Origin of the sequence: Streptomyces sp. NPDC002889 (assembly GCF_042888425.1) — a bacterium.
Taxonomy (GTDB): domain Bacteria; phylum Actinomycetota; class Actinomycetes; order Streptomycetales; family Streptomycetaceae; genus Streptomyces.
In genome coordinates this window covers 329,305-345,551 of sequence record NZ_JBIAPT010000006.1, presented here as the reverse complement: position 1 = coordinate 345,551, position 16,247 = coordinate 329,305, and the positions used below count along the sequence as shown (strand labels likewise).

The window sequence follows — 16,247 nt, the reverse complement described above, 5'->3', positions numbered from 1 at the left end:
CGTGCCTTTTTCAAGGAAGAGGCGAACCGAATGGCCGGGCGACAGCGCCGACTCGTCGAGGGCCGAGGGGGAGCTGTCGCCCCAGGATCCGGCTGAGCGGGCGCGGGCGATCTGCCTGCGCCTGCTCACCGGGACCCCGCGCACCCGCAAGCAGCTCGCGGACGCGCTGCACAGGCGCGAGATCCCTCCCGAGGTGGCCGAGGAGGTTCTCTCCCGCTTCGAGGATGTGGGGCTGATCAACGATGCCGCTTTCGCCGACGCCTGGGTGGAGTCACGCCATCACGGCCGGGGCCTTGCCCGCCGGGCGCTGGCGCGGGAGCTGCGCACCAAGGGCGTGGACGCGACGCTGATCGACGACGCGGTCGCGCAGCTGGACTCCGACCAGGAGGAGGCGACGGCCCGGGAACTGGTGGCCCGTAAGCTTCGGGCCACCCGGGGCCTGGACCGCGATCGCCGCCTGCGTCGCCTTGCCGGCATGCTCGCCCGCAAGGGGTACTCGGAGGGAGTTGCCCTGCGGGTGGTCAAGCGCGCCCTGGAGGAAGAGGGCGAGCAGACGGACGACTTGGACGACACCGGCTTCTAGGGGATCGGGCCTGCTGACGGACGGGGGCGCCTTCCACCGAAGGGGGCGCGGCCTGCGTTCGGCGCACACCGGCCCCGCACGTACTCACCGCACGACCGGCAGCCCCGCAGCCTTCCACGCCTGGAAGCCCCCGACGAGGTCGGTCGCGCGATGCAGTCCGAGCTGCTGAAGAGAGACAGCGGCGAGGGAGGAGGCGTAGCCCTCGTTGCAGATCACCACGACCCGCAGGTCATGACCGACCGCCTGAGGGGCCCGGTGGCTTCCCTGCGGGTCGAGCCGCCATTCCAGCTCATTGCGCTCCACCACCAGCGCCCCCGGAATCAGCCCGTCCCGCTCGCGCAGCGCCTGGTAGCGGATGTCCACCAGCAGTGCCCCGTCCGCCGCTGCCTCCTTGTACGCCTCCCTCGGCCCGATGCGCTCGTACCCCTCGCGCACCTGCTCCAGCAGTTCGTCGATCCCTGTGTGCTCGCTCACTGCCAGTCCTCCGGACGCTCGACATGCTCCAGACGCAGCACCGCTCCGGACCGGCTGAACCGCCTGAGCAGCGGCAGGGGAGGGTAGTACGCATGCACAGAGACGGCGTGCTCGGTGTCCGACTCGTTCAGCACCTCGTGCACATGGTGCTTTCCGAAGGCGCGGGACCGGCCGGCACCCAGGCGCCGTTCGCGGTCCACACCCTCGTTCAGTTCGAGGGTCTTCCAACCGCTTGCCGGGAGCCGCACGGCGAGGGAGTGCTCTGTCAGCTCGCCCTCGGCGGTGGCGAACGCGCCGAGGGACTCGGCGTGGTCGTGCCAGCCGGTCCCCGTGCCGGGTGCCCAGCCGATCAGCCAGGCCTCGCTGCCCCCCGGTCCCTCCAGCCGCAGCCAGGTACGGCCCTCGGGGTCCAGGGGGAGGGTGGCGATCAGCTCCTTGTCGGCTGCGGCGCGGCGCACGAAGTCCAGCAGCTCGGCCGCTGTCGGCGCGTCCGCCTCGGCAGAGGAGGGTGCGGCTCCGTGCGCGTGCGCAGGGGCCGCTCCGGGCGTGGTGACAGGTGCGGATACGGCAGCTGTTACGGATGCGGCAACAGAGGCAGAAACAGCGGCGGGATCAGATGCGGAAAGAGGTGGAGACACAGACTGGGACACGGAGACCGTCCTGGACGTTCGCTGGGGGCACGCGGGCACCGGGGGCCACGGCGCGAAGGAAGGCGAATTTCAGCAGGACGGCCGACACACGCAGCCCGCATAGCGGACGAGGTCCATATGGACCCTCCGCCACAGGCGCACATCGGTGTCGGTCACGCTCCGGAGTACACCATGCAGACCCTCGAGGGTCAATTGATGTCCGCAGTACGGTCACTGCGCACCGCTGATGGAGCACCACCGCGCACGGTGTCCGCCGCGGCGTACAGCTCAGTGGGCCGTACCCCGGTGAACGCCGCCACCAGGTGCCCGTCGGGCCGCACCAGCAGCACGGTGTGAGCCGAAGCCCCGGGGTAGCTCTCCGTAACCAGTAGCTCGGCCCGCACCGGCAGCGCTCCGACGGCGGCCGCGAGTCGCGGCATCACGCCCGCGCTCACCCAGTGCCGCCGGTCCCACACCCCGGTGCCCGGTGCGACCAGCACCACCAGCAGCTGCCCCCGCCCCAGCCGGTCGCGCAGCCGCGCTGTTGTCCCGTCGGGAGCTGTGACCCGCGCATCCTCGACCGGCGCGCCCGCCTCCGTGTCGAGGGGCGCCCGCGAAGGGGCGTGCTCGGGTGTGAGGGGGGAGTGCCGGTAGACGGGGGGCGCGCCGAGCGGACCCTGCCCCAGATGACCGTCGGTGAGCATCGCGTCGTGCCCGCGCGCGGCGCCCGGGAGGTACATACGCAGCCCGCTGTTGCTGCGCAGTATCGGCAGCGACTGGTCGGCGGCGCGCAGCCGTGCGGCGACGGCGCCGCGCCGCTCCGCCTGATAGCTGTCCAGCAGCGTGGTGGAAGGGCCGTGGTGCCAGCACTGGGCCAGCTTCCATGCCAGGTTGTCGACGTCCCGCAGCCCTTCGTCCAAGCCCTGGGTGCCGAGTGCCCCGAGCAGATGGGCGGCGTCTCCCGCGAGAAAGGCCCGGTCGACGCGCCAGCGGCGGGCCAGCCGGTGGTGGAGGGTGTAGACACCGGTGTCGAGGAGCTCGTACGGGGGCGTGGTGCCGCACCAGCCGGCCAGGGTGTCCCGTATCCGCGCCACCAGAGCGTCCGGGGTGACCAGCTCGCCCCGGGGCGGCAGCAGCCAGTCCAGCCGCCATACGCCGTCCGGCAGAGGGCGGGCGGTGACCTCGTCGCCGCCGGTGTGCCATGGAGGCTGTCGGTGCAGCAACGCTTCGTCGGGCCAGGGGAGTTCGGTGCGCAGGGCTGCGACTGCATGTCGTTCCACGGCCGTACGCCCCGGGAAGCGGATGCCGAGCAGCTTGCGCACCGTGGACCTCGCCCCGTCGCAGCCGACCAGATAGCTGCCGCGCCACCAGGTCGCCCCGGGACCGCGGGTGTGCACACCGACCCCGCTGGGATCCTGTTCCAGGGAGTCGAGGCGGCTGTCGGTGACGAGTCGGATGAGCCGGTGACGTGCGAGGGCGTCCCGCAGCCCGCGCGTGAGGGCGTGCTGCGGGATGTGCAGCGGGGCCGAGGTGCCGTGGTCGCCGAGCGGCAGCTGCCGTACGTCCTGCTTGCGGCGCATGGTGCGCCAGCCGGTCCAGCGGGCACCTTCGTCATGGACGGTGGCGCAGCCCAGCCGCTCCACCAGCGCTGCCGTATCGGGGCGCAGCACCACGGTGCGGGCAGGGCGCGGTTCGTCCTTTCCGCTGCTCTCGTCGAGCACGACGGAGGGAACGCCCTGCGCCGCGAGGGCGAGGGCGAGGGCGAGGCCGACCGGACCGGCACCGACGACGATCACCGGGTCCACGACGAGACTCCTCGGGCCCGTAGGGTCGTGCGGCAGGGTGCGGCTGGAGCCCGGTGCGCGATCACAGAATGTATGCAACCCACTGCCGGTGCCCCCGTCAAGCGCCACCGGAACGCGGCGAGGGGCGGTGGCCGTCGGCCACCGCCCCTCGTGGGACGAATCAGTGACGTCGCGTCAAACCGCGCGGCCGTCGTCGACGTTGATCTTGGTCGGGCCGATGGTCTCCAGACCGCCCCCGGGTCCGGCGTGCACCACCGCGCCCGTGCTCTTCTTGCCGCGCCGCAGCTTGCGCTCCAGCCAGCTCGCCACCGAGGTGAGCGCGAAGTTGAGTGCGATGTAGATGAGGGCCACGACGGTGAAGCTGGCGATGATGTTCGCACCGTAGTTGGCGCTCATCGGGCTGACCGACGCCAGCAGTTCGGGGAAGGTCAGCATGACGCCGCCGAGAGCGGTGTCCTTCACGATGACCACCATCTGGCTGACGATCGCCGGAAGCATGGCGGTCACCGACTGCGGCAGGAGCACGTACCGCATCGTCTGGCCCTTGCGCATGCCGATCGCCTTGGCCGCATCCGTCTGGCCGGTGGGAAGGGACTGGATACCGGCCCGGACGATCTCCGCGAGGACCGAGGCGTTGTAGAGCACCAGGCCGGTGACCACCGCGTACAGCGGACGGACGTCGTTGCTGATGTCGGTGAAGTCGGCGTACGCCTGGTTGGCGAACAGCATCAGGATCAGCACGGGGATGGCCCGGAAGAACTCCACGACCGTGCCCGCGGTGCCCCGTACCCAACGGTGGTCGGACAGCCGGGCGATGCCGAAGAAGGCTCCGAGCGGCAGCGCGATGACCAGGGCGAGGGAGGCCGCGATCAGGGTGTTCTGGAGTCCGGGCCAGATGTAGGTCGCATAGGGCTGGGTGCTGGTGAAGAAGGGCTCCCACTTGACCCAGTCGAGCTCGCCCTTGGAGGCGAGGCTGTCGTACACCCACCAACCGACGGCCGCGAGCGCTCCCAGGAACCCGGCTGTGTAGAGGAGATTGCGCCGCTTGGCGCGCGGCCCCTGGGCGTCGTACAGAACGGAAGTCATCGCTTCACCGCCACCTTCTTGCTCACCCAGCCGAGGACCAGCCCGGTCGGCAGCGTGAGGCAGATGAACCCGAACGCGAAGACTCCGACGATGGGCAGAAGCGCCGCGTAGTCCTCGATCCAGCCCTTCATCAGATAGGCGGCCTCGGCCACACCGATGGCCGCGGCCACGGTCGTGTTCTTGGTCAGCGCGATCAGCACGTTGGCCAGCGGATTGACGACCGAGCGGAAGGCCTGCGGGAGAACTATGAGCCTGAGTACCTGGCCGAAGCTGAGACCGAGGGCTCGTGCCGCCTCGGCCTGTCCGACAGGCACCGTGTTGATGCCGGAACGCAAGGCTTCGCACACGAAGGCGGACGTGTAGGCGATCAGGCCGAGCACGGCGAGCCTGAAGTTCATCACCTTGAGGTCGTCCGCCGCCCCGAGCGTGACACCGAGCGTCGCGAACAGGCCCAGCGAGGTGAAGACGATGATGACGGTGAGCGGGATGTTTCGGACCACGTTCACGTAGGCGGTGCCGAAACCGCGCATGATCGGGACCGGACCGACGCGCATACCGGCCAGCAGTGTTCCCCATATCAGGGAGCCGAGGGCCGAGAAGACGGTGAGTTTCACCGTCATCCAGAAGGCCCCCAGTAGCTCGTTCACATTAAGAAAGTCGAACACGATCTCCCGCGCTTCCGCGTGTGCGTGTGGGAAGGGGATGGGCCCGGCGCGCCCCCGCCGTCAGCGGTGGCGCGCCTCGTCAGCCCTGCGTCACTTGATGTCGCCGATCTTCGGCGCTTGCTCGTTCTTGTAGTTGGCGGGGCCGAAGTTGGCCGTCACGGCCTTGTCCCAGGAGCCGTCCTTGACCATCTTCTCGAGGGCCGCGTTGATCTTCTTCTTGAGCTCGGCGTCGCCCTTCTTGAGGCCGATGCCGTAGTTCTCGTTGCTCAGCTTGAAGCCGGCGAGCTTGAACTTGCCCTTGAACGCGTCCTGCGCGGCGTAGCCGGCAAGGATGGAGTCGTCGGTCGTCAGGGCGTCGATGACCTTGCTCTGCAGGCCGGTCAGGCACTGCGAGTAGCCGCCGTACTCCTGCAGCTGGGCCTTCGGCGCCAGCTTCTCCTTGACGTTCTTCGCCGAGGTCGAGCCGGTGACCGAGCAGAGCTTCTTGTTGTTCAGGTCCTCGGGCTTCTTGATGGAGTCGTCGTCGGCGCGGACCAGGACGTCCTGATGGGCCAGCAGGTACGGGCCGGCGAAGTCGACCTTCTGCAGACGCTCGTCGTTGATCGAGTAGGACGCGGCGATGAACTTGACGTCACCACGCGAGATCGCCGTCTCGCGGTCGGCGCTCTTCGTCTCCTTGAAGACGATGTCCGACTCCTTGTAGCCGAGCTCCTTGGCGATGTAGGTGGCGACGTCGACGTCGAAGCCGGTGTACTTGCCGTCCGGGGTCTGCAGGCCGATGCCCGGCTGATCGATCTTGATACCGATCGTGATCTTGCCGCCGCCGGTGCTGCCGGCCTTGCCGCCGTCGGAGTCGTCCTTCTTGCCGGAGCCACAGGCGGTTGCGGCGAGAGCGAGCGAGAGAACGGCAGCAGAAGCGGCAGTGACCTTACGAAGCTTCATGGGTGACTTCCCTAGAGTTGACGCGATGAGGTGATCAGCTGATCCAGGACGGACTCAGTGGTGCAGGATCTTCGACAGGAAGTCCTTGGCCCGGTCGCTGCGCGGGTTGCTGAAGAACTCCTCGGGCGAGGCCTCTTCGACGATCTTTCCGTCCGCCATGAACACAACCCGGTTCGCGGCGGAGCGCGCAAAGCCCATCTCGTGGGTGACGACGACCATCGTCATTCCCTCGCGCGCCAGCTGCTGCATGACCTCGAGGACCTCGTTGATCATCTCGGGGTCGAGCGCCGACGTGGGCTCGTCGAACAGCATGACCTTCGGGTCCATCGCCAACGCACGTGCAATGGCGACGCGTTGCTGCTGACCGCCGGAGAGCTGCGCCGGATACTTGTCGGCCTGGCTGCCGACGCCGACCCGGTCCAGCAGGGCACGGGCCTTGCTCTCGGCGGCCTTCTTGTCCGCCTTGCGCACCTTCACCTGGCCCAGCATCACGTTCTCCAGCACGGTCTTGTGTGCGAAGAGGTTGAACGACTGGAAGACCATGCCGACATCGGCGCGCAGCCTGGCGAGTTCCTTGCCCTCATCGGGCAGCGGCTTCCCGTCGATCGAGATCGAGCCGGAGTCGATCGTCTCCAGCCGGTTGATGGTGCGGCACAACGTGGACTTGCCGGACCCGGAGGGTCCGATGACGACCACGACCTCGCCCCGGGCGATGGTCAGGTCGATGTCCTGGAGCACATGCAGCGCGCCGAAGTGCTTGTTGACGTTGCTCAGCACAACCAGGTCGCTCGCCGGGGTCTTTGCGTCCTCGGCGCCCTTGGTCACTGACACTCCGCTCATCGGCTTATTGCTCCGTCCTCCTCGGTTGTTGAGGACCCTAGGCACGCGGTACGAGGACCGTCATTACATCTGAGCGGAAATTGAGCATAACGATCCGGCTTCAACCGGACACTATGTGTGAAGGGGGCGGTGATCGGCGTACCGGGTGGGTAACGGAAACCTCGCGGCAACAGGAACCCACTTGACTCTTCGGGTGGGCATCGGTCTTGATGCCTGTGTACTGCGTGCAAACTGTCACGCGACGTACACACGACCGCACACACCGGAGGGGGGCCATGAGACTGCTGCTCGTCGAGGACGACGACCATGTCGCGGCCGCCCTGTCCGCCGTGCTGGCCAGGCACGGCTTCCAGGTCGTGCACGCCCGCAACGGCGAAGAGGCGCTGCGGGCCGTGCTGCCCACGACCGCCCCGGACAAGCCGCCCTTCGGGGTCGTGCTGCTCGATCTGGGCCTGCCGGACCAGGACGGCTATCAGGTGTGCGGCAAGATCCGGAAGCTCACCTCGACGCCTGTGATCATGGTCACCGCGCGCTCCGACGTGCGCTCCCGCATCCACGGCCTGAACCTCGGCGCCGACGACTATGTCGTCAAGCCGTACGACACCGGCGAGCTCCTCGCCCGTATTCACGCCGTCAGCCGGCGCACTGTGAGCGGCGACGACGCCGGGGCGGCCGCAGGGGACGACGCTCTGCGGCTCGGCCCGGTGACGATCGAGCTGCCCACCCGCCGTGTCAGTGTCGACGGTACGACCGTGCAGCTCACTCGCAAGGAGTTCGACCTGCTGGCCCTGCTCGCCCAGCGGCCCGGCGTCGTCTTCCGCCGGGAACAGATCATCAGCGAGGTGTGGCGCACCAGTTGGGAGGGCACAGGCCGCACGCTCGAAGTGCATGTGGCCTCGCTGCGCTCCAAGCTCCGGATGCCCGCGCTGATCGAGACCGTGCGCGGCGTCGGCTACCGGCTCGTCGCTCCCGTCGGCGCGTAAGGTCTCCCGTCCCCGGTGCGTACCCGACTTCTCCCGCTGCTCATCGTGCTCATGGCCGGTGTGCTTCTCGCGCTCGGCTTTCCGCTCGCCGTGAGCGTGGCCGCAGCGCAGCAGCAGCGTGTCGTCGTCGACCGCATCGACGACACCGTGCGCTTCGCGGCGCTCGCCCAGTTCGTCACCGACGAGAGCTCGGCGACGGACGAGCGGCGCTCCACGCTCCAGGAGCAGCTCGACCGTTACCGGGACACGTACGGGATCGACGTCGGCGTCTTCTACCGCAACGGCGACTCCATGGCCCGCGCGCCCCAGTACCTGACCCTGCCGGTGGCGGGCGAGGGACGCGAGGCGTTCGAGGAGGCCCTCACCGGGCGCCGCAGCCAGGATCCGCCCCAGGTCTGGCCGTGGCAGCGGTCCGGAAGGCTCGTCGTGGCATCGCCGGTGGTGCGCGACGGTGACGTCGTCGCCGTGGTGCTCACCGACTCGCCCACCGGCCAGCTGCGTTCCCGGGTGCTGCGCGGCTGGCTGCTGATCGGCGCCGGTGAGAGCGCGGCGATGCTGCTCGCCGTCGGCGCGGCCTTCCGTCTCACCGGCTGGGTGCTGCGGCCCGTACGCATCCTGGACGCCGCCACCCACGACATAGCGACCGGCCGGATGAACTCCCGCGTCGCAGCCGCCGGCGGACCGCCGGAACTCAGACGGCTGGCCCGCTCGTTCAACGAGATGGCGGACAACGTCGAGGAAGTCCTCGAACAGCAGCGGGCGTTCGTCGCCGACGCCTCCCACCAGCTGCGCAACCCGCTCGCCGCGCTGTTGCTGCGTATCGAGCTCCTCGCGCTCGAACTGCCCGAGGGCAACGAGGAGATCGCCTCTGTGCGCACCGAAGGCAAGCGTCTGGCCCAGGTCCTCGACGACCTGCTGGACCTGGCGCTGGCCGAACACGCCTCGGCCGATGTCCAGCTCACCGACATAGGAGAGCTGGCGGCCGAGCGGGTCGCCGCGTGGAGGCCGCTCGCCGACGAGCAGGGTGTGACGCTGATGGCGGACATCGCCGCGGTGACCGCCTGGGCCGATCCCATCGCCCTGTCCAGTGCGCTGGACGCGGTGATCGACAACGCGGTGAAGTTCACCCCGCAGGGGGAGGAGGTCAGTGTCTCGGTCGCATCGAACGGCATGACGTCGCGCATTGTGGTCACCGACCGCGGTCCCGGACTGACCGACGAGGAACTGACCCGTATCGGGGACCGCTTCTGGCGCAGCGGCCGGCACCAGAACATCAAGGGGTCGGGCCTCGGCCTGTCCATCAGCCGGGCGCTGCTGATGGCCGGCGGCGGCTCGATCACGTACGACCACCATGAGCCGCACGGCCTGCGGGTGACCGTCACCGTCCCGCGTACGTCCCCGACGGCCTGACGTTCCTCGCCGCCGACGGCGCACGGGTCGGACGAGGGCGGGGCGCCGTGCAGCCGCCGGCTGGTCCTGGCTCGGCTCTCAGCGGGTCACGGCTTGGCCGAGCGGTAGTAGCGCCGGGCGCCCTCGTGCAGCGGCAGCGGGTCGGTGTAGACCGCGGTGCGCAGATCCACCAGCTGCGCCGGGTGGACCGTATTGCCGATGTGGTCACGGCTCCTGATCACCGTGCGGGTGAAGCCCTCGGTCAGCTCCGGGTCCATCCGGTCCGTGGTCACGAGCAGGTTCGGTACCGCAAGCGTCGGCACCGGCACCCCGTTCTGTGCCAGCCGGTAGGCGTCGGCCGGCATCACCGCGGAGCGGTAGTACCCGGTCATGTCGCTCGCCGCGTGCACCTTCTCCACGAGTCCGGACTCCAGCGGCACGAGCCGGATCTCGAAGCGCTCGGACAGTTCCCGCACGGTGTTGGTCGGCAGGCCGCCCGACCAGAAGAACGCATCGAGCGCGCCGCTCTCCAGCTGTTCGGGGGTCCTGTCTATGCCGGCCGGGACAGCGGTGATGTCCCGCGCAGGATCGATCCCGACGGCCTTGAGGATCCGGTCGGCCACCAGCCGCACCCCGGACCCCTTCTGCCCGACACCGACCACCTTGCCGCGCAGATCATCGACGGTCGTGATCGGCGAGCGCTTGGGCACGATCAGCTGCACATAGTCGTCGTAGAGCCGGGCGCACCCGCGCAGCCGGTCGGCGTTGGGGAGCCCCTCCCGCTTGTACTTGGCGACCGCGTCCGCCGTGGCGATGGTGAAGTCCGCCTCGCCCGACGCCACCCGTGCGAGGTTCTGCTGGGAGCCCTCGCTGGTCTGCAGGTCTATCTCCACATCGGGCATGTCGCGGGCCAGCGCCTCCTTCAGGAGGACCCCGTACCGCTGGTAGACGCCGCTGTGAGACCCCGTGCTGAAGGTCAGCTGCCCGCTCGGCGACGACTGCCCGAAGGGCAGCAGCCACCACAGCAGCAGTCCGAAGACCACGAGGGCGGCCGCCGAACCCTGCAGGGCACGGCGACGGCTGATGCGGGAGGCGGGAGGCATGGCGCGATCCTGCCAGCTCACTCCCTGTGATGGCCAGGGCCTCCTGTCCTGTCCTCCCGTCCTGCTCCGTGCCGCCCTCCCGGAACGAAGGCGGGCCGGAGCGGCGGAAGGCAGAGGCGCGGGGGCAGGGCGACCCCGTACCCTGGTGGGCGCGATGAGTGCGAAAACTTACGAGGTGCGCACCTACGGGTGCCAGATGAACGTCCACGACTCCGAGCGGCTGTCGGGCCTGCTGGAGGATGCCGGATATGTGCGTGCGCCCGAGGGCGCCGACGGGGATGCCGATGTCGTCGTCTTCAACACCTGCGCGGTGCGGGAGAACGCCGACAACAAGCTGTACGGCAACCTCGGTCGGCTCGCGCCGATGAAGACCAGGCGTCCCGGGATGCAGATCGCGGTCGGCGGCTGCCTGGCCCAGAAGGACCGCGACACCATCGTCACCAAGGCGCCGTGGGTCGACGTCGTCTTCGGTACGCACAACATCGGCAAGCTGCCGGTACTGCTGGAGCGGGCGCGCATCCAGGAAGAGGCGCAGGTCGAGATCGCCGAGTCGCTGGAGGCATTCCCCTCCACGCTGCCGACCCGTCGCGAGTCCGCGTACGCCGCGTGGGTCTCGATCTCCGTCGGCTGCAACAACACCTGCACCTTCTGCATCGTTCCTGCGCTGCGCGGCAAGGAGAAGGACCGCAGGCCCGGTGACATCCTGGCCGAGATCGAGGCACTCGTCGCCGAGGGCGTCTCCGAGATCACGCTGCTCGGCCAGAACGTCAACGCGTACGGCTCCGACATCGGCGACCGCGAGGCTTTCAGCAAGCTGCTGCGCGCCTGCGGAAAGATCGAGGGACTGGAGCGGGTCCGCTTCACCTCGCCGCACCCTCGCGACTTCACCGACGACGTGATCGGCGCGATGGCCGAGACGCCGAACGTCATGCCGCAGCTGCACATGCCGCTGCAGTCCGGCTCGGACACGGTGCTGAAGGCGATGCGCCGCTCGTACCGGCAGGAGCGTTTCCTCGGAATCATCGAGAAGGTGCGCGCGGCCATTCCGCACGCCGCCATCTCCACCGACATCATCGTGGGCTTCCCCGGCGAGACCGAGGAGGACTTCGAGCAGACCATGCACACGGTGCGCGAGGCCCGCTTCGCGAACGCCTTCACCTTCCAGTACTCCAAGCGCCCCGGAACCCCCGCGGCGACCATGGACGGTCAGATCCCCAAGGAGGTCGTCCAGGAGCGCTACATGCGCCTGGTCGCCCTTCAGGAGGAGATCTCCTGGGAGGAGAACAAGAAGCAGGTCGGCCGGACGCTCGACGTCATGGTCGCCGAGGGCGAGGGCCGCAAGGACGGCGCCACGCACCGCCTCTCCGGCCGCGCCCCCGACAACCGTCTGGTCCACTTCACCAAGCCGGCCGAGGGGGTGCGCCCCGGCGATGTCGTCACGGTCGAGATCACCTATGCCGCCCCGCACCATCTGCTGGCCGAGGGCGCCGCGAAGGGCGTACGCAGGACCCGAGCCGGCGACGCCTGGGAGAAGCGGAACGCGGCCGTGGCGGCGCGGCCCGCCGGTGTGATGCTGGGTCTGCCGAAGATCGGCGTGCCCGAGCCGCTGCCGGCGGCGGCCCCGGGCTGCGGAAGCGACTGACGCGGCAGGCGGCGGCGACGCGGGGCAGGGCGTGTGCTTCCGAGCACGCATTAGGCTGCCGATCATGCTTGTCGCCGCCGCCGTCTGTCCCTGCCCGCCACTCCTGGTGCCCGAGGTCGCCTCCGGCGCCGCGCCGGAGCTCGACGCGGCCCGTGCCGCCTGTGGCGATGCCGTTGCCCTGCTCGCGGCCGCCAGGCCCGAGGTGCTGGTCGTGGTCGGACCCGCCGACGAGGAGGGCCGCGGGGCGCACCTTGCGGGTGCGAGCGGTTCCTTTCGGGGCTTCGGCGTGGATCTCGGCGTACGGCTGGGCGAGGGCCCGCACCAGAAGCGGCCACTGCCGCCGTCGCTGGCCGTAGCGGCGTGGCTGCTGGACCGTACCCGGTGGGCGGCTGCGCCGGTCGAAGGCCTCGGTGTCGCCGAGTCGCTCGGGGGCGATCGGTGCGCGGACGTGGGGCGGCAGCTGGCCGGCCGGGCGGAACGGGTCGCCCTGCTGGTGATGGGCGACGGCAGCGCGTGCCGCACGCTCAAGGCGCCCGGCTATCTCGACGAGCGCGCCGCGGCGTTCGACCAGCAGGCGGCGAGGGCGCTGGGCGCCGCCGATGTCGATGCGATCCAGGCGCTGGACGCGCCACTGGCACACCAACTGAAGGCGGCCGGCCGCGCTCCCTGGCAGGTGCTGGCCGGTGCCGCGCAGGGCGCGGGGCTCGCCGGACAGCTGCTCTACGAGGACGCTCCCTACGGCGTCGGCTACTTCGTCGCCGCCTGGTCCTGACGCGGCTCGCGCAGATCATCCAGAGGCGAGGACGGCCGTGGAGCGACGCGCTCCACGGCCGTCCCGTGGCGAACTCACGAAGGTGAACTCACGGAACCGGCGGCTTGGTGGCGTCGTCCGGCGTCGTTCCGTCGTCCTTGTGTGCGATGCGGCCCAGGGTCTGCTTGGCCTTGCCGGCGCTCGTCTCGATCTTGTTGCTGTACTTGCCCTTGGTCTTGGCGTCGACCGTCTTCGCGGCTTTCTCGAGGCCATTCCCGATCTTGTCCTCGTGGTGCAGGGCGAACTCGGAGACCTTGTGCGTCGCCGGGGCGAGCCTGGCCTTCAAACTGTCCATGAACCCCATGGGTCACCTTCCCTCGTCGGGGGACTACTTACGGGCGCCTTCCCCGGCTTCGTTGTCCGCCGCTTCCTCGGCCGACTGCTGCTTGGGGATCTCCACACCCTCCACAGCTGCGGCGTCGGACTCGACGCTCCCGGTCACCTCGGCCCGTGCCTCCTCGGCGAGCGCGGCCGCCGGGCCGTCGGGCGCCTCGGTGCCCGATGCCGATCCGGTCACGCCGTCGGCCGGGGACTCGGCCGTGGCAGCCGCGGTGCCGGCTTCGTCGGTCGATGCCTCGACCGTCGCCGAGGGCTTACTGCGAAACCATGAAAAAACACCCATAACTACTCCATAGCCTACTCGTGCGAGTGATGTTCCGCGCTGCCCGGAGCGTCCCATTGCGCGCTCGCGGGCACCGGCCCGAAACCGGCGCGCGAAACCTCGCAACAGGCAACGAAGCTCCACGTGTGCCGTCACTTCGCTCGTTCGGGGACACCGCCGCGAGTTTGCGAGACTGGGGCAGTGAGAAGTGCAGCTCCCGCACCGCGGGTCATCGCCGTCGTCGGTCCTACCGCGGCCGGAAAGTCCGATCTTGGAGTATTCCTCGCCCAGCGGTTGAACGGCGAAGTCGTCAACGCCGACTCCATGCAGCTCTACCGGGGGATGGACATCGGTACCGCCAAGCTGACGACCGAGGAACGCTGCGGCATCCCGCACCGGCTCCTCGACATCTGGGACGTCACCGAGACGGCGAGCGTGGCCGAGTACCAGAAGCTGGCCAGGACGGAGATCGACCGGCTGCTCGCCGATGGCCGCACCCCCGTTCTCGTCGGGGGCTCCGGGCTCTATGTACGCGGCGCGATCGACGCCCTCGAATTCCCCGGCACCGACCCCGAGGTGCGCGCCCGCCTCGAGGAAGAGCTCACCGTGCGCGGCTCCGGGGCGCTGCACGCGCGGCTCGCCGCGGCCGACCCGGAGGCGGCCCGGGCGATCCTGCCCAGCAACGGCCGCCGGGTCGTCCGGGCCCTCGAGGTCATCGAGATCACCGGCAGACCGTTCACCGCCAACCTCCCCGGCCATGACGCCGTCTACGACACCGTCCAGATCGGCGTCGACGTCGCCCGGCCCGAGCTCGACGAACGCATCGCCGTGCGCGTGGACCGGATGTGGGAGGCCGGTCTCGTCGACGAAGTGCGCACGCTGGAGGCCAAGGGGCTGCGCGAAGGACGCACCGCATCGCGCGCGCTCGGCTACCAGCAGGTGCTCAGCGCGCTCGCGGGGGAGTGCACCGAGAACCAGGCGCGCGAGGAGACCGTGCGCGCCACCAAGCGCTTCGCGCGCCGCCAGGACTCCTGGTTCCGGCGCGACCCGCGGGTGCACTGGCTGAGCGGCGCCGCAGAGCACCGGGCGGAACTTCCGCACCGGGCGCTGACGTTGATCGAACGAGCGGTCACAGCCTGATCACGTGATGGCATCGGGACGCTCCGCCCGTCAATCAGGTTCCTCGGAGCGTGCCATCATCGAGCATCGATCGACAGTTGAGTCCGAGTTGGGAGGGCGCGTGGCGATGGAGGCCGGCCCTCGCGACACGGAGCGGGAACGACCGGACAGGGTGAACGGCGCGCCCGGTCTCAGTCCCGACGGGCCCGACGAGCAGGACGTGATCGCCGACGAGGTCGAGGTCGAACTGCGTCCGCCGCGGCGGCTGCGGATCTGGCAGCTCGCCCCGATCGTGATGCTCGCCGCCCTCGGCTCCCTGATGTTCGCCTTCCCGCTCGCCTTCGGCACCGGCGACGGCGGCGCCGTCGTCGCCATGCTGGGACTGCTGATCAGCTGCTGCGCGGCCGGCTGGGCCATGATGGCCGCCCGCCGTGTCGGGCACACCTGGCCGGGACTGCCGGTCCGTGGCTCCGGCGAACGCCCCGACTGGCGCGTGATCGCCCTGTACGTGGGAGTGGGCGCCCTGCTGGTCGCCCTCGCCGTGTGGCGGGTGGCCCGCCTGCGCTAGGCGTGCCGTTCGGGTCACGTCCGGACAGGGCGGCCCGGTGGGCGGCCGTGTCGGTGGGTGTCGGACCCTGCTCGTACGATGGTGGGCGTGAGCACCCCGCAGACCTCGCCGATCGCCTTCCTCAAGGGCCACGGGACCGAGAACGACTTCGTGATCGTCCCCGACCCCGACAACGCGCATGAGCTGTCCGCGGCGGCCGTCGCCCGGCTGTGCGACCGACGGGCCGGGATCGGCGGCGACGGACTGCTGCATGTCGTGCGGGCCGCGGCCCATCCCGAGGCGAAGCACATGGCCGCCGAGGCCCATTGGTTCATGGACTACCGCAACGCCGACGGCTCGATCGCCGAGATGTGCGGCAACGGCGTCCGGGTCTTCGCCCGCTATCTCCAGCGCGCCGGACACGTCGAGGCCGGGGAACTGGCCGTGGCCACCCGCGGCGGAGTCAAGAAGGTCCACCTCGCCAAGGATGGTGACGTCACCGTCTCCATGGGCCGCGCGCTGCTGCCCGCCGACGGCGTCACCGTCACCGTCGGCGGCCGCTCCTGGCCCGCGAGGAACGTGAACATGGGCAATCCGCACGCGGTCGCCTTCGTCGAGGAGCTGGACCACGCGGGAGATCTGCTGTCCGTACCGCCGTTCAGCCCGGCGTCGGTCTACCCGGACGGGGTGAACGTCGAGTTCGTCGTCGACCGCGGTGAACGTCATGTCGCCATGCGTGTGCACGAGCGCGGTTCCGGCGAGACACGCTCCTGCGGCACCGGCGCGTGTGCCGTGGCCGTCGCGGCCGCCCGCCGCGACGGCGTGGATCCCACTGTGACCGGCGACCCTGTCACGTACACCGTCGATCTTCCCGGCGGCCGCCTCGTGATCACCGAGCAGCCGGACGGCGAGATCGAGGTGACCGGCCCCGCCGTGATTGTCGCTGAGGGGTACATCGATCCGGCTCTCCTCGAAACCGTGACCGTATAGAGCTTCGCTCGAATGGGTGATCCGGTTCACGCTGAGCG

The 16,247-nt window shown here is 69.8% G+C and carries 19 protein-coding genes; 8 read left to right on the top strand and 11 right to left on the bottom strand.

The window, feature by feature from the left end; genetic code table 11:
• Position 1: 1 nt before the first annotated feature.
• A complete protein-coding gene (gene recX, locus ACFYWI_RS11885; RefSeq protein WP_389229177.1) occupies positions 2-583 on the top strand; it encodes a recombination regulator RecX in 582 nt (193 codons plus the stop codon).
• A gap of 84 nt (positions 584-667) precedes the next feature.
• Here the strand turns inward: recX and ACFYWI_RS11880 are convergent, their stop codons facing one another.
• The 8 genes from ACFYWI_RS11880 to ACFYWI_RS11845 all read right to left on the bottom strand — a co-directional run bounded on the left by ACFYWI_RS11880 (position 668) and on the right by ACFYWI_RS11845 (position 7,024).
• A complete protein-coding gene (locus ACFYWI_RS11880) occupies positions 668-1,057 on the bottom strand; it encodes a rhodanese-like domain-containing protein (RefSeq protein WP_389229174.1) in 390 nt (129 codons plus the stop codon).
• The gene (locus ACFYWI_RS11875) at positions 1,054-1,695 is read right to left on the bottom strand and encodes a cysteine dioxygenase (protein WP_389229268.1); all 642 of its coding nucleotides are present in this window, start codon (positions 1,693-1,695) and stop codon (positions 1,054-1,056) included. Before ACFYWI_RS11875 ends, ACFYWI_RS11880 begins: the two co-directional genes overlap by 4 nt.
• A gap of 81 nt (positions 1,696-1,776) precedes the next feature.
• Positions 1,777-1,848 carry a putative leader peptide gene (locus ACFYWI_RS11870; protein ID WP_309544753.1) on the bottom strand — a complete coding sequence of 24 codons (72 nt, stop codon included), beginning with the start codon at positions 1,846-1,848 and terminating at the stop codon, positions 1,777-1,779.
• 47 nt (positions 1,849-1,895) lie between these two features.
• Entirely contained in the window at positions 1,896-3,491 is a 1,596-nt protein-coding gene (locus tag ACFYWI_RS11865) for an FAD-dependent monooxygenase (protein WP_389229171.1), read from the bottom strand.
• Between the two features lie 174 nt (positions 3,492-3,665).
• A complete protein-coding gene (locus tag ACFYWI_RS11860) occupies positions 3,666-4,577 on the bottom strand; it encodes an amino acid ABC transporter permease (protein WP_389229168.1) in 912 nt (303 codons plus the stop codon).
• On the bottom strand, positions 4,574-5,242 hold the full coding sequence (locus tag ACFYWI_RS11855; RefSeq protein ID WP_389229165.1) for an amino acid ABC transporter permease: 669 nt from the start codon (positions 5,240-5,242) through the stop codon (positions 4,574-4,576). Before ACFYWI_RS11855 ends, ACFYWI_RS11860 begins: the two co-directional genes overlap by 4 nt.
• 90 nt (positions 5,243-5,332) lie before the next feature.
• A complete protein-coding gene (locus tag ACFYWI_RS11850; RefSeq protein ID WP_389229163.1) occupies positions 5,333-6,184 on the bottom strand; it encodes a glutamate ABC transporter substrate-binding protein in 852 nt (283 codons plus the stop codon).
• Positions 6,185-6,238: 54 nt separating this feature from the next.
• Positions 6,239-7,024 carry an amino acid ABC transporter ATP-binding protein gene (locus ACFYWI_RS11845; RefSeq protein ID WP_389229161.1) on the bottom strand — a complete coding sequence of 262 codons (786 nt, stop codon included), beginning with the start codon at positions 7,022-7,024 and terminating at the stop codon, positions 6,239-6,241.
• Positions 7,025-7,299: 275 nt separating this feature from the next.
• Between ACFYWI_RS11845 and ACFYWI_RS11840 the strand changes: the two genes are divergently transcribed.
• Together ACFYWI_RS11840 and ACFYWI_RS11835 are read left to right on the top strand one after the other, a co-directional pair.
• Positions 7,300-8,007: a response regulator transcription factor gene (locus tag ACFYWI_RS11840; protein WP_389229158.1), complete on the top strand. Its 708-nt coding sequence runs from the start codon at positions 7,300-7,302 to the stop codon at positions 8,005-8,007.
• Between the two features lie 15 nt (positions 8,008-8,022).
• Positions 8,023-9,417 (top strand): ATP-binding protein, encoded by a 1,395-nt coding sequence (locus ACFYWI_RS11835; protein WP_389229154.1) that lies wholly within the window; start codon positions 8,023-8,025, stop codon positions 9,415-9,417.
• Positions 9,418-9,503: 86 nt separating this feature from the next.
• Here ACFYWI_RS11835 and ACFYWI_RS11830 read toward each other — a convergent pair whose 3' ends face one another.
• Positions 9,504-10,499: a TAXI family TRAP transporter solute-binding subunit gene (locus ACFYWI_RS11830; RefSeq protein ID WP_389229151.1), complete on the bottom strand. Its 996-nt coding sequence runs from the start codon at positions 10,497-10,499 to the stop codon at positions 9,504-9,506.
• A 154-nt stretch (positions 10,500-10,653) separates the two neighbouring features.
• Here ACFYWI_RS11830 and miaB point away from each other — a divergent pair, with 154 nt between their 5' ends.
• Together miaB and ACFYWI_RS11820 are read left to right on the top strand one after the other, a co-directional pair.
• Positions 10,654-12,141: a tRNA (N6-isopentenyl adenosine(37)-C2)-methylthiotransferase MiaB gene (miaB, locus tag ACFYWI_RS11825; RefSeq protein ID WP_389229148.1), complete on the top strand. Its 1,488-nt coding sequence runs from the start codon at positions 10,654-10,656 to the stop codon at positions 12,139-12,141.
• 64 nt (positions 12,142-12,205) lie between these two features.
• Positions 12,206-12,913: a class III extradiol dioxygenase subunit B-like domain-containing protein gene (locus ACFYWI_RS11820; RefSeq protein WP_389229145.1), complete on the top strand. Its 708-nt coding sequence runs from the start codon at positions 12,206-12,208 to the stop codon at positions 12,911-12,913.
• Between the two features lie 88 nt (positions 12,914-13,001).
• Here ACFYWI_RS11820 and ACFYWI_RS11815 read toward each other — a convergent pair whose 3' ends face one another.
• The gene (locus tag ACFYWI_RS11815) at positions 13,002-13,256 is read right to left on the bottom strand and encodes an antitoxin (protein WP_389229142.1); all 255 of its coding nucleotides are present in this window, start codon (positions 13,254-13,256) and stop codon (positions 13,002-13,004) included.
• Positions 13,257-13,280: 24 nt separating this feature from the next.
• Positions 13,281-13,574 carry a hypothetical protein gene (locus ACFYWI_RS11810; RefSeq protein WP_389229139.1) on the bottom strand — a complete coding sequence of 98 codons (294 nt, stop codon included), beginning with the start codon at positions 13,572-13,574 and terminating at the stop codon, positions 13,281-13,283.
• Between the two features lie 180 nt (positions 13,575-13,754).
• On the opposite strand from ACFYWI_RS11810, the gene miaA reads away from it, so the two are divergent.
• The 3 genes from miaA (at position 13,755) to dapF (ending at position 16,209) form a co-directional block, all read left to right on the top strand.
• Positions 13,755-14,693: a tRNA (adenosine(37)-N6)-dimethylallyltransferase MiaA gene (gene miaA / locus ACFYWI_RS11805; protein WP_389229136.1), complete on the top strand. Its 939-nt coding sequence runs from the start codon at positions 13,755-13,757 to the stop codon at positions 14,691-14,693.
• 106 nt (positions 14,694-14,799) lie between these two features.
• Positions 14,800-15,240, top strand: a complete 441-nt coding sequence (locus ACFYWI_RS11800) for a hypothetical protein (RefSeq protein WP_389229265.1) — start codon at positions 14,800-14,802, stop codon at positions 15,238-15,240.
• Positions 15,241-15,318: 78 nt separating this feature from the next.
• The gene (dapF, locus tag ACFYWI_RS11795; RefSeq protein WP_389229133.1) at positions 15,319-16,209 is read left to right on the top strand and encodes a diaminopimelate epimerase; all 891 of its coding nucleotides are present in this window, start codon (positions 15,319-15,321) and stop codon (positions 16,207-16,209) included.
• Positions 16,210-16,247 lie beyond the last annotated feature (38 nt).

Excerpts from the sequence above, each read along its gene's own strand:
- ACFYWI_RS11850 (WP_389229163.1), bottom strand. The coding sequence starts at position 6,184 with ATGAAGCTTCGTAAGGTCACTGCCGCTTCTGCTGCCGTTCTCTCGCTC.
- ACFYWI_RS11815 (WP_389229142.1), bottom strand. The coding sequence starts at position 13,256 with ATGGGGTTCATGGACAGTTTGAAGGCCAGGCTCGCCCCGGCGACGCAC.
- ACFYWI_RS11830 (WP_389229151.1), bottom strand. The coding sequence starts at position 10,499 with ATGCCTCCCGCCTCCCGCATCAGCCGTCGCCGTGCCCTGCAGGGTTCG.
- ACFYWI_RS11800 (WP_389229265.1), top strand. The coding sequence starts at position 14,800 with ATGGAGGCCGGCCCTCGCGACACGGAGCGGGAACGACCGGACAGGGTG.
- dapF (WP_389229133.1), top strand. The coding sequence starts at position 15,319 with ATGGTGGGCGTGAGCACCCCGCAGACCTCGCCGATCGCCTTCCTCAAG.
- ACFYWI_RS11860 (WP_389229168.1), bottom strand. The coding sequence starts at position 4,577 with ATGACTTCCGTTCTGTACGACGCCCAGGGGCCGCGCGCCAAGCGGCGC.
- ACFYWI_RS11845 (WP_389229161.1), bottom strand. The coding sequence starts at position 7,024 with ATGAGCGGAGTGTCAGTGACCAAGGGCGCCGAGGACGCAAAGACCCCG.
- ACFYWI_RS11820 (WP_389229145.1), top strand. The coding sequence starts at position 12,206 with ATGCTTGTCGCCGCCGCCGTCTGTCCCTGCCCGCCACTCCTGGTGCCC.
- ACFYWI_RS11810 (WP_389229139.1), bottom strand. The coding sequence starts at position 13,574 with ATGGGTGTTTTTTCATGGTTTCGCAGTAAGCCCTCGGCGACGGTCGAG.
- miaB (WP_389229148.1), top strand. The coding sequence starts at position 10,654 with ATGAGTGCGAAAACTTACGAGGTGCGCACCTACGGGTGCCAGATGAAC.
- ACFYWI_RS11840 (WP_389229158.1), top strand. The coding sequence starts at position 7,300 with ATGAGACTGCTGCTCGTCGAGGACGACGACCATGTCGCGGCCGCCCTG.